The organism is Streptomyces sp. NPDC090108, assembly GCF_044747185.1.
Classification (GTDB): domain Bacteria; phylum Actinomycetota; class Actinomycetes; order Streptomycetales; family Streptomycetaceae; genus Streptomyces.
On the sequence record NZ_JBIVDQ010000012.1, the window covers coordinates 63,673 to 75,383 of the forward strand.

8 protein-coding genes are annotated in these 11,711 nt (G+C 74.7%); 7 read left to right on the forward strand and 1 reads right to left on the reverse strand.

Annotated features, from left to right (window positions below):
• Positions 1-6 precede the first annotated feature (6 nt).
• From ACIPRD_RS31890 to cobI, 7 genes are read left to right on the forward strand one after another with little or no spacing between them, the layout of a single operon-like run.
• A complete protein-coding gene (locus ACIPRD_RS31890) occupies positions 7-951 on the forward strand; it encodes a cobalamin biosynthesis protein (RefSeq protein ID WP_356398965.1) in 945 nt (314 codons plus the stop codon).
• A complete protein-coding gene (locus ACIPRD_RS31895; protein ID WP_356398963.1) occupies positions 948-2,480 on the forward strand; it encodes a cobyric acid synthase in 1,533 nt (510 codons plus the stop codon). Before ACIPRD_RS31890 ends, ACIPRD_RS31895 begins: the two co-directional genes overlap by 4 nt.
• Positions 2,477-6,130 carry a cobaltochelatase subunit CobN gene (gene cobN, locus ACIPRD_RS31900; protein WP_401568128.1) on the forward strand — a complete coding sequence of 1,218 codons (3,654 nt, stop codon included), beginning with the start codon at positions 2,477-2,479 and terminating at the stop codon, positions 6,128-6,130. The genes ACIPRD_RS31895 and cobN overlap by 4 nt, the downstream gene beginning before the upstream one ends.
• A complete protein-coding gene (locus ACIPRD_RS31905; RefSeq protein ID WP_401568131.1) occupies positions 6,127-8,136 on the forward strand; it encodes a putative cobaltochelatase in 2,010 nt (669 codons plus the stop codon). The genes cobN and ACIPRD_RS31905 overlap by 4 nt, the downstream gene beginning before the upstream one ends.
• The gene (gene cobO / locus ACIPRD_RS31910) at positions 8,136-8,744 is read left to right on the forward strand and encodes a cob(I)yrinic acid a,c-diamide adenosyltransferase (protein WP_356398957.1); all 609 of its coding nucleotides are present in this window, start codon (positions 8,136-8,138) and stop codon (positions 8,742-8,744) included. Before ACIPRD_RS31905 ends, cobO begins: the two co-directional genes overlap by 1 nt.
• Complete coding sequence (locus tag ACIPRD_RS31915; RefSeq protein WP_401568134.1) at positions 8,741-10,123, forward strand: cobyrinate a,c-diamide synthase; 1,383 nt, start codon at positions 8,741-8,743, stop codon at positions 10,121-10,123. Before cobO ends, ACIPRD_RS31915 begins: the two co-directional genes overlap by 4 nt.
• Positions 10,120-10,851 (forward strand): precorrin-2 C(20)-methyltransferase, encoded by a 732-nt coding sequence (gene cobI, locus ACIPRD_RS31920; protein ID WP_401568137.1) that lies wholly within the window; start codon positions 10,120-10,122, stop codon positions 10,849-10,851. Before ACIPRD_RS31915 ends, cobI begins: the two co-directional genes overlap by 4 nt.
• 14 nt (positions 10,852-10,865) lie before the next feature.
• Here the strand turns inward: cobI and ACIPRD_RS31925 are convergent, their stop codons facing one another.
• Complete coding sequence (locus ACIPRD_RS31925) at positions 10,866-11,597, reverse strand: ZIP family metal transporter (protein WP_356398951.1); 732 nt, start codon at positions 11,595-11,597, stop codon at positions 10,866-10,868.
• Positions 11,598-11,711 lie beyond the last annotated feature (114 nt).

Genomic DNA, 11,711 nt, shown 5'->3' on the forward strand with positions numbered 1-11,711 from the left:
GAGCCGATGGGTGCCGACCGCACCTACGCGTACGGCGCCGCCGCCGGCCTCCTGGGCGACCTGCTCCTCGGCGATCCGCGCCGCGGGCATCCCGTCGCCGCGTTCGGCCGGGCCGCCGGAGCGGTGGAGCGCGTGCTGTGGCACGACCACCGCGGCTGGGGCGCGCTGCACACCGCCGTGTGCGCCGGTGGCGCCGTCGCGCTGGGCGCCGCGGCCGAACACGCCGTACGCCGCTCCCCCGCCGCCCGGCTCGCGCTGACCGCCGCCGCCGTCTGGTCCGTCGTCGGCGGAACCTCGCTGGTCAGGGAGGCCGAGGCCGTCGGACGCGCCCTGGAGGCGGGTGACGTGCCCGCCGCCCGTGCCCGGCTGCCGCATCTGTGCGGCCGCGATCCCGAGGCCCTGGACGCCGACGGGATCGCCCGCGCGGTCGTCGAGTCGGTCGCCGAGAACACCTCCGACGCCGTCGTGGGCGCGCTGGTGTGGGGCGCCGTGGCCGGGGTGCCGGGGCTGCTGGGTTTCCGCGCGGTCAACACCCTCGACGCGATGGTGGGCCACAGGTCGCCCCGCCACCGCCGCTACGGCTGGGCCTCCGCCCGCCTGGACGACGTGGCCGGCTGGCCCGGCGCCCGGCTGACCGCCGTGCTCGCCACGCTCGCCGGGCCCGACCCGCGCGGCGCCGTGCGGGCCTGGCGCGCGGACGCGGGGCGGCACCCGAGCCCCAACGCCGGTCCGGTCGAGGCCTCGTTCGCGGGCGCCCTCGGCGTGCGGCTCGGCGGAACGCTGTCCTACGGCGGCCGCGTCGAGCACCGGCCGGTGCTCAACGGGGCCGGCGGCCGGCCCGTCCGCGTGGCCGACATCGACCGGGCCGCACGGCTCTCCCGCCGTGTCGGTCTGCTCGCGCTCGGCGTGACGGCCGCCGCGCGCCTCCTTCTGAAGGGACAGGGCAAGTGAACGGTGGTCTTCTCGTCGCCGGCACCACCTCCGACGCCGGCAAGAGCGTCGTGACGGCCGGGATCTGCCGGTGGCTGGTGCGCCAGGGCGTGAAGGTGGCGCCCTTCAAGGCGCAGAACATGTCCCTCAACTCCTTCGTCACCCGCGAGGGCGCGGAGATCGGGCGGGCGCAGGCCATGCAGGCCCAGGCGTGCCGGACCGAGCCGACCGCGCTGATGAACCCGGTGCTGCTCAAGCCGGGCGGCGAGCAGAGCAGCCAAGTGGTGCTGCTGGGCCGGGCGGTGGGCGAGATGAGCGCGCGCGGCTACCACGGAGGACGGCAGCAGCGGCTGCTCGGCACGGTGCTGGACTGCCTGGCCGAACTGCGGAGCACGTACGACGCGGTGATCTGCGAAGGGGCCGGTTCGCCGGCCGAGATCAATCTGCGGCGCACCGACATCGTCAACATGGGCGTCGCGCGCGGGGCGCGGCTGCCCGTGCTCGTCGTCGGCGACATCGACCGCGGCGGCGTCTTCGCCTCCTTCTACGGCACGCTCGCCCTGCTCTCGCCCGAGGACCAGGAGCTGGTCGCCGGGTTCCTGGTGAACAAGTTCCGCGGGGACGTCTCGCTGCTGGAGCCCGGCCTGGACATGCTGCACGGGCTCACCGGCCGCGGCACCTACGGCGTGCTGCCGTTCCGGCACGGCCTCGGCATCGACGAGGAGGACGGCCTCAGGGTCTCCCTGCGCGGCACGGTACGGGAGTCGACGGTGGCTCCCCCGCACGGCGAGGACGTGCTGCGGGTCGCGGTCTGCGCGATCCCGCTGATGTCGAACTTCACCGACGTGGACGCGCTGGCCGCCGAACCGGGCGTGGTCGTGCGGTTCGTGGACCGGCCCGAGGAACTCGCCGACGCCGACCTCGTGGTGGTGCCGGGCACCCGCGGGACCGTTCGGGCCCTTCAGTGGCTGCGCGAGCGGGGCCTCGCCGACGCGCTCGTGCGCAGGGCCGCCGAGGGGCGCCCGGTGCTGGGCGTCTGCGGCGGCTATCAGCTGCTCGGCGAGCACATCGACGACGAGGTCGAGTCGCGCGCCGGCGCGGTCCCCGGGCTCGGCGTCCTTCCCGTGCGGGTGCGCTTCGCCCGCGAGAAGACCCTGGCCCGGCCGGCCGGTCTCGCCCTCGGCGAGCGGGTCGAGGGGTACGAGATCCACCACGGGGTCGCCGAGGTCCTCGGCGGCGAGGGGTTCATGACCGACGACCGGGGGCGGAGCCTGGACGGCTGCCGGGTGGGCCACACCTGGGGCACGCACTGGCACGGCTCCCTGGAGTCGGACGGCTTCCGCCGGGCCTTCCTGCGCGAGGTGGCCGCCGCCGCGGGGCGCCGCTTCGTACCGGCCCCCGACACCTCCTTCGCCGCGCTGCGCGAGGAGCAGCTCGACCGGCTCGGCGACCTGATCGAACAGCACGCGGACACCGGCGCGCTCTGGCGGCTCATCGAGTCGGGCGCGCCGCAAGGACTGCCTTTCATCCCACCGGGAGCGCCCGCATGAGCACAGTGTTGTTGTTGTCGACCGCCGACACCGATCTGCTGGCGGCCCGGGCCTCCGGCGCCGGATACCGCATCGGCAACCCGGTCCGGGTGGACGTCGCCGCCGAACTGCCCGGCCTGGTCGAGGGCGCGGACATCGCGGTCGTACGGCTGCTGGGCGGCAAGCGCGCCTGGGAGGACGGTCTGGCCGCGCTGCGCGCGTCCGGCGTGCCGACCGTGCTGCTGGGCGGCGAGAGCGTGCCGGACGCCGAGCTGATGGCCGAGTCGTCGGTGCCCGCCGGCGTGGTGGCCGAGGCGCTGAGGTACCTGGTCGAGGGCGGCCCGGGCAATCTGCTGGAGCTGTCCCGGTTCCTGTCCGACACCGTGCTGCTGACCGGCGAGGGCTTCGAGGAGCCGCGCCAAATGCCGGAGTTCGGGGTGCGCGGCGAGCGGGCGCTCGTGCCGGGCCGGCCGACCGTGGGCGTGCTCTTCTACCGGGCCCACCAGCTCGGCGGCAACACCGCCTTCGTGGACACCCTGTGCGACGCGATCGAGGCGCGCGGCGCCAACGCCCTTCCCGTGTACTGCGGTTCGCTGCGCGGCGCGGACGCCGGACTGTACGAGCTGCTGGGGCGGGCGGACGTCCTGGTCGCCACCGTGCTGGCCGCGGGCGGCACGCACGCCTCGCAGGCCTCGGCGGGCGGTGACGAGGAGGCGTGGGACATCGGGGCGCTCGCCGACCTCGGCGTCCCGGTGCTGCAGGGGCTCTGTCTCACCTCCTCGCGTGCCGCGTGGCAGGAGTCGGACGCCGCGCTGTCCCCCATGGACGCGGCGATGCAGGTCGCGATCCCGGAGTTCGACGGACGGCTGATCACCGTGCCGTTCTCCTTCAAGGAGCAGGGCCCCGACGAGGTCCCGGTGTACGTCGCCGACCCCGAGCGGGCCGCACGGGTGGCCGGGATCGCCGTACGGCACGCCGTGCTGCGGCACAAGCCGAACGCGGAGAAGCGGATCGCGCTGGTCTTCACCGCCTACCCGACGAAGCACTCCCGGGTCGGCAACGCGGTCGGCCTGGACACGCCCGCCTCGGCGGTCCGGGTGCTGGACGCGCTGCGGGACGCCGGGTACGGGGTCACCGGGCACCCCGCCGAGGGCGACGAGCTGATCCACCGGCTCATCGCCGCCGGCGGCCACGACGTCGAGTGGCTGACCGAGGAGCAGCTCGCGGCGGCGCCCGCGCGGGTGCCGCTCGCGGACTACCGGGCCTGGTTCGACCGGCTCGACCCCGCGCTGCGGGACGCCATGCTGGAGGCCTGGGGCGAACCGCCGGGCGGTCTCTACGTGGACGGCGACGACATCGTCCTCGCCTCGCTGCGGTTCGGGAACGCCGTCGTGATGATCCAGCCGCCGCGCGGCTTCGGCGAGAACCCGATCGCGATCTACCACGACCCCGACATGCCGCCCTCCCACCACTACATGGCCGCCTACCGCTGGCTGGAGAACAGCTTCGGCGCGGACGCGATCGTGCACATGGGCAAGCACGGCACCATGGAGTGGCTGCCCGGCAAGGGGCTGGGGCTGTCCCGCGGGTGCGCCCCGGACGCCGTGCAGGGCGAACTCCCCCTCGTCTACCCGTTCATCGTCAACGACCCCGGCGAGGGCACCCAGGCCAAGCGGCGCGGGCACGCCACCGTGGTGGACCACCTGGTGCCGCCGATGGCACGCGCCGACACCTACGGGGACCTGGCCAAGCTGGAGCAGCTCCTCGACGAGTACGCGCTCGTCTCCGACCTGGACCCGGCGAAGGCACCGGCCGTGCGCGCCCAGATCTGGACGCTGGTCAAGGCCGCCGAGCTCCACCACGACCTGCACGTGGCCGAGCAGCCGGACGACGGCGACTTCGACGAGTTCGTCATGCACATCGACGGCTATCTGTGCGAGATCAAGGACGTGCAGATCCGGGACGGCCTGCACATCCTGGGCGGCGGCCCGGTGGGCGAGCCGCGGGTGAACCTGGTGCTGGCGGTGCTGCGCGCCTCGCAGGTGTGGGGCGGACAGGCGAACGCGCTGCCGGGTCTGCGGGCCTCGCTCGCGGAGCGTTTCGGGCTGGTGGAGAAGGAGTTGCTGGCCGAGCCGGGCGCGCCGGTGAAGGTGCCGGTGGAGCTGACGGACCTGGCGCCGGGCCCCTCGCGTACGGCGTCCGACGCGATCGACCTGCTGGAACACCTGTGCCGGCGGATCGCGGAGGCCATGGAGGCGCGGGAGTGGGACGGTTCGGCGGTGCCGGGCGTCCTGCGCGAGGTGCTCGGCTTCGGGCTCGCCGACGCGGAGGCGGTGCTGGACTTCGCCTGCGCGGAGGTCGTGCCCCGGCTCGCGCGGACCACCGACGAGATCGGGCACATCCTGCGCGCGCTGGACGGCGGTTACGTCCCGGCGGGTCCGTCGGGATCCCCGACGCGCGGGCTCGTCAACGTGCTGCCGACGGGGCGCAACTTCTACTCGGTCGACCCCAAGGCCATTCCCTCCCGGCTGAGCTGGGAGGTCGGGCAGGCCCTCGCGGACTCGCTCGTGCGGCGTCATCTGAAGGACACCGGGTCCTACCCGAAGTCGGTCGGCCTGACCGTGTGGGGCACCTCGGCCATGCGCACCCAGGGCGACGACATCGCCGAGATCCTCGCGCTGCTGGGCTGCCGCCCGGTCTGGGACGACGCCTCGCGCCGGGTGACCGGGTTCGAGGTGGTCCCCCTGGCGGAGCTGGGCCGCCCGCGCATCGACGTCACGGTCCGCATCTCCGGCTTCTTCCGGGACGCGTTCCCGCACGTGGTCGCGCTGATCGACGACGCGGTGCGGGCGGTGGCGGAGCTGGAGGAGCCGGCCGGGTCCAACTACGTGCGGGCGCACGTGGAGGAGGACACCGCCGGGCACGGCGACCGGCGGCGGGCGACCGCCCGCATCTTCGGCTCCAAGCCGGGGGCGTACGGCGCGGGCCTGCTGCCGCTGATCGACGCCCGCAACTGGCGCTCCGACGCCGACCTCGCCGAGGTGTACGCGGTGTGGGGCGGCTACGCCTACGGGCGCGGGCTCGACGGGCGGGCGGCGCGCGGGGACATGGAGACGGCGTTCCGGCGGATCGCGGTGGCGGCGAAGAACGTGGACACCAGAGAGCATGACATCGCGGATGCCGACGACTATTTCCAGTACCACGGCGGCATGGTCGCCATGGTGCGGCATCTGACCGGGGACAACCCCGAGGCATACGTGGGTGATTCGGCCGTGCCGGATCAGGTGAGGACGAGGACTCTCGGCGAGGAGACCCACCGCGTTTTCCGAGCCCGCGTGGTCAACCCCCGCTGGATGGCGGCGATGCGCAGACACGGCTACAAGGGCGCCTTCGAGATGGCGGCGACCGTGGACTACCTGTTCGGGTACGACGCGACCGCGGGCGTGGTCGACGACTGGATGTACGAGAAGCTCAGCGCCGAGTACGTGTTCTCGCCGGAGAACCAGGACTTCATGCGGAAGTCCAACCCCTGGGCGCTGCGCGGCATCACCGAACGCCTGCTGGAGGCGGCGGACCGGGGCCTGTGGGCGGAGCCGGACCCGGACACGCTGGAACGGCTGCGCGCCACCTATCTGGAACTCGAAGGCGACCTGGAGGGCGACGAGAAGTGACCACCCCCTTTCCGTTCACGGCCGTCGTCGGCCAGGACGACCTGCGGCTCGCGCTGCTGCTGAACGCCGTGTCCCCGGCGGTCGGTGGTGTACTGGTGCGCGGCGAGAAGGGCACCGCCAAGTCGACCGCGGTGCGGGCGCTGTCCGCGCTGCTGCCGGCCGTGGACGTCGTCTCCGGCTGCCGGTTCTCCTGCGATCCCGGCGCCCCCGACCCGGCCTGCCCGGACGGCCCGCACGCGCCGGAGGCCTCCGGTTCCCGTCCGGCGCGGCTGGTCGAACTCCCCGTCGGCGCCTCCGAGGACCGGCTCGTCGGGTCGCTCGACATCGAACGCGCCCTGGCCGACGGCGTGAAGTCCTTCGAGCCGGGCCTCCTGGCACAGGCCCACCGGGGCATCCTCTACGTCGACGAGGTCAACCTCCTCCACGACCACCTCATTGACGCTCTGCTGGACGCGGCCGCCATGGGCGCCTCCTATGTGGAGCGCGAGGGCGTGTCCGTACGGCACGCGGCGCGGTTCCTGCTGGTCGGGACCATGAACCCCGAGGAGGGCGAGCTGCGGCCGCAACTGCTGGACCGGTTCGGTCTGACGGTGGAGGTCGCGGCCTCGCGCGAACCGGACCAGCGGGTGGAGGTGGTGCGGCGCAGGCTGGCGTACGACGACGACCCGGCGGGCTTCGCCGCGCGGTGGGCCGCCGAGGAGGCCGCCGTACGGCAGCGGATCGCGGCGGCGCGGGCGGTGCTGCCGCGGGTGCGGCTGGGCGACGCGGCGCTCAGGCAGATCGCGGCGACCTGCGCGGCCTTCGAGGTCGACGGCATGCGGGCCGACATCGTGATGGCGCGGACCGCCACCGCGCTGGCCGCGTGGGCGGGGCGGACCGACGTGCTCGCCGAGGACGTGCGGCAGGCCGCGCTGCTGGCGCTGCCGCACCGGCGGCGGCGCAACCCGTTCGACGCGCCGGGGCTGGACGAGGACAAGCTGGACGAGACGCTGGAGGAGTTCTCCGGGGACGACGACCCCGACCCTGACGGCCCTGACGGCGGTGGCGGGCAGCCGTCGCCGGACGAGGGACCGGCCGGCGGTGACACGGGCGCCCCGGACGGGACCGGCGAAAACGGTGAGGGCGGCGAGGGCGGCGAGCCGCAGGCGGCCGGTGCCGGCGCGGGCGAGCAGGCGCCCGTACGGGCGGCCGAGCCGTTCCGGGCCCGGGTGCTGAGCGTGCCGGGTCTCGGCGAGGGAGCCGCCGGGCGGCGCTCACGGGCGCGCACCGAGCACGGGCGGACCACGGGGGCCCGGCGTCCCCAGGGCGCGCTGACCAGGCTGCACCTGGCCGCCACCGTGCAGGCCGCCGCACCGCACCAGCGGGCGCGCGGGCGCTCGGGTCCGGGGCTGGTGCTGCGCCGGGACGATCTGCGGCAGGCGACGCGCGAGGGCCGCGAGTCCAACCTCGTGCTGTTCGTGGTCGACGCCTCCGGGTCGATGGCGGCGCGGCAGCGGATGAGCGCCGTGAAGGGTGCCGTGCTGTCGCTGCTCCTCGACGCCTACCAGCGGCGGGACAAGGTGGGGCTGGTGACCTTCCGGGGGGCCTCGGCCGAGGTCGCGCTGCCGCCGACCTCCTCCGTGGACGCCGCGGCCGCGCGCCTGGAGTCGCTGCCGACCGGTGGCCGTACCCCGCTCGCGGCGGGGCTGCTCAAGGCGCACGAGGTGCTGCGGGTGGAGCGGCTGCGGGATCCGGCGCGGCGGGCGCTGCTCGTGGTGGTGACCGACGGGCGGGCCACCGGTGGCCCGGAGCCGGTCGCGCTGGCCGGGCGGGCGGCGGGGCTGTTCGCGGCCGGGGACACGGCCTCCGTGGTCGTGGACTGCGAGTCGGGTCCGGTGCGGCTCGGGCTCGCGGGGCGGCTCGCGGACGGGCTGGGCGGCACGGCGGTGACGCTGGAGGAGCTGCGGGCGGACGCGATCGCCGGGCTGGTCAGGGATGTGCAGGGGACGTCGAGGAGGGCCGCGTGATGCCGCAGGGACAGCCGAGTGTCGTACCCGACGACGGACTGACGACACGCCAGCGGCGCAACCGGCCGCTCGTGGTCGTGCACACGGGCGTCGGCAAGGGCAAGTCGACCGCCGCGTTCGGTCTCGCGCTCAGGGCGTGGAACCAGGGGTGGCCGGTCGGGGTGTTCCAGTTCGTCAAGTCGGCGAAGTGGAAGGTCGGCGAGGAACGGGCGCTGCGGGTGCTCGGGGACTCCGGCGAGGGCGGCAGCGTCGCCTGGCACAAGATGGGCGAGGGCTGGTCCTGGGTCCAGCGTGATCTCCAGGGCGACAACGCGACCAACGAGGAGAAGGCCCGGGAGGGCTGGGAGCAGGTCAAGCGGGACCTGGCCGCCGAGACCTACCGGCTCTACGTGCTGGACGAGTTCGCGTACCCGATGCACTGGGGATGGATCGACACCGACGAGGTGGTCTCGGTGCTGCGGGACCGGCCGGGCACCCAGCACGTGGTGATCACCGGGCGGAACGCGCCGGAGAAGCTGGTGGACTTCGCGGACCTCGTGACGGACATGTCCAAGGTGAAGCACCCCATGGACACGGGCCAGAAGGGCCAGAGGGGCATCGAGTGGTGAGCACCTCCGCCTCCGTGCCCCGGCTGGTCGTCGCCGCGCCGTCGTCCGGCAGCGGCAAGACCACCGTCGCGACCGGGCTGATGGCCGCGTTCGCCGCGCGGGGGCTCGCCGTGTCCCCGCACAAGGTCGGGCCGGACTACATCGACCCGGGCTACCACGCGCTCGCCACGGGCCGTACGGGCCGCAATCTCGACGCGTACCTGTGCGGCCCCGGGCTGGTCGCCCCGCTGTTCCTGCACGGGGCGCGGGGCTGCGACATCGCCGTCGTCGAGGGCGTGATGGGGCTGTACGACGGGGCCGCGGGCGAGGGGGAACTCGCGTCCACGGCGCATGTCGCCAAGCTGCTGCGGGCACCGGTGGTGCTGGTCGTGGACGCCTCCTCGCAGTCGCGGTCGGTCGCGGCGCTGGTGCACGGGTTCGCCTCGTGGGACCCGCAGGTGCGGGTCGGGGGCGTGATCCTGAACAAGGTCGGGTCGGACCGGCACGAGTCCCTGCTCAGGGAGGCGCTGGACTCGGCCGGGGTGCCGGTGCTGGGTGTGCTGCGGCGCACGGCCCAGGTGGACACGCCGTCGCGGCACCTGGGGCTGGTGCCGGTGGCCGAGCGGCGCTCCTCCGCGGTCGACGCCGTCGCGGCGATGGCCGCGCAGGTCGAGGCGGGCTGCGACCTGGAGGCGCTGGCCGCGCTGGCGCGCGGCGCCGGCACGCTGACCGGTCCCGCCTGGGACCCGGCCGAGGCCCTCGCGGCCCTGCCCGGGCCGCCGTCCCAGGCGGGGCCGCGGCCGGTCGTCGCGGTCGCCGGCGGTCCCGCCTTCACGTTCTCCTACGCCGAGCACGCCGAGCTGCTCGCCGCGGCCGGTGCCGAGGTCGTCACGTTCGACCCGCTGCGGGACGAGGGGCTGCCGGAGGGCACGGCGGGGCTGGTCGTCGGCGGCGGGTTCCCCGAGGTGTACGCCGGTGAGCTGTCCGCCAACAAGGCGCTGCGGGAGGAGATCGCCGCGCTGGCCCTCGGCGGGTCCCCCGTGGCCGCCGAGTGCGCCGGGCTGCTCTATCTGTGCCGGGAGCTGGACGGGCGCCCCATGTGCGGGGTGCTGGACGCCACCGCGCGGATGACCGAGCGGCTGACGCTCGGCTACCGGGACGCCGTGGCGGTCGGGGACAGCGTGCTGGCCGCCGCCGGGACCCGGACGCGGGGCCACGAGTTCCACCGCACGGTCGTGGAGCCCGGCGCCGGTGCCGCTCCCGCCTGGGGGCTGACGGCGCCGGAGCGGCGGGTCGAGGGGTTCGTGCAGGGGGGCGTGCACGCGAGTTATCTGCACACGCACTGGGCGGCCGAGCCCGGTGCGGCCCGAAGGTTCGTGGAGAGGTGCCGGACGTCATGAGCAGCAGGCTGGTCGGAGTCGGGATGGGTCCCGGTGACCCGGAGCTGGTGACCGTGAAGGGGGTCGGGGCGCTGCGCGCGGCCGAGGTCGTCGTCGTCCCGGTGATGGACACCGGCGAGCGGGGCCGGGCCGAGGCGACGGTGGCGCACTACGTGGCGCCGGAGAAGATCGTCCGGGTGGTGTTCGCGCTGAACGAGCGGACGGACCGGGCGCGCCGGGAGGCCGCGTGGGACGCGGCGGGCGCCCGGGTCGCCGCGCTGCTCACCGAACACCGGTCGGTGGCCTTCGCGACCATCGGGGACCCCAACGTGTACTCGACGTTCACGTACCTGGCGCAGACCGTCGCGGAGCTGGTGCCGGACGCGGTGATCGAGACGGTGCCCGGGATCACCGCGATGCAGGATCTCGCGGCGCGGTCGGGCGCCGTGCTGACCGAGGGGACCGAGCCGCTGACCCTGGTGCCGGTGACGGCGGGCGCGGCGGCGCTCAAGGAGGCGCTGGCCGGGCCGGGGACGGTGGTGGCGTACAAGTTCGGGCGGCAGGCCGCCGAGGTCGCCGAGGCGCTGCGGGAGACCGGGCGGATCGACGACGCGGTGTGGGGGTCGGCGCTCGGCCTCGCGGAGGAGTCGGTGCGTCCGGCGGCGGAGCTGGACGGGGCGCCCCTGCCGTACCTCTCCACGCTGATCGCGCCCCCGCGGCGCGAGGGCGGACGGGGCGGGAAGCTGTGAGGCGGACGCGGGGCTCAGCCGCCGGAGACGCCGACCACCAGCCAGATGAACGCGGCGCCGGCGATCGTGAACAACAGGGTGGAGCGGGCCGGGTGCTCGTGGTGGGCCTCGGGGAGGATCTCGGCGGCCGCCAGGTAGAGCAGCACGCCCCCGAAGAGGCCGAGATAGCCGCCGAGCAGCGCTTCCGGGATGTGGAAGAAGATCGTCGACAGGGCGCCCAGCAGGGGGGCGACGGCGTCGGCCAGCAGCATCGCCAGGGCCCGGCGGCGGTCGTTGCCGTACAGGCTCGTGAGCGTGAAGGTGTTGAAGCCGTCGGCGAAGTCGTGCGCGATCACGGCGAGCGCGACGGACGCGCCCATGCCGCCGCCCACCTGGAAGGCCGCGCCGATCGCCACGCCGTCCATGGCGCTGTGGCCCACCATCGCCGCGGCGGCCGTCAGGCCCACTTCGGGCGCCCGGTGGTCGTGCTCGTCCCCGCCGTGCGCGGCCTGGCGTGCGGCCAGGGTGCGTTCGACGAGGTGGGCCAGGAGGAATCCGGCCACGAAGAGCAGCAGGGCGGCGGGTACGCCGAAGATCTCGTCGCCGGCCGCGCGCAGCGCCTCCGGCAGCAGGTCGAGGCCGACCACGCCCAGCATCAGGCCGCCCGCGAGGCCCAGGACCAGGTGGCGACGGTCGGTCACACGCTGTGCCGTCCAGCCGCCGGCCAGCGTCATCAGGAACGCGCCGAGCGCGACGAAGACCGCCATAGGGACTTGCTATCCGATGGAGGCCCCTTTGCGCACATCCAGCGCCTCACAAAACACACCAGATTCTGACTTTCCTCCCATCCCATCACCGTATTCACGCCATCCCCGAGGTGC

What these genes read in the sequence shown, in the direction of transcription:
- cobN (WP_401568128.1), top strand. Translation starts at nt 2,477, where the DNA reads ATGAGCACAGTGTTGTTGTTGTCGACCGCCGACACCGATCTGCTGGCG.
- cobO (WP_356398957.1), top strand. Translation starts at nt 8,136, where the DNA reads ATGCCGCAGGGACAGCCGAGTGTCGTACCCGACGACGGACTGACGACA.
- ACIPRD_RS31890 (WP_356398965.1), top strand. Translation starts at nt 7, where the DNA reads ATGGGTGCCGACCGCACCTACGCGTACGGCGCCGCCGCCGGCCTCCTG.
- ACIPRD_RS31925 (WP_356398951.1), bottom strand. Translation starts at nt 11,597, where the DNA reads ATGGCGGTCTTCGTCGCGCTCGGCGCGTTCCTGATGACGCTGGCCGGC.
- cobI (WP_401568137.1), top strand. Translation starts at nt 10,120, where the DNA reads ATGAGCAGCAGGCTGGTCGGAGTCGGGATGGGTCCCGGTGACCCGGAG.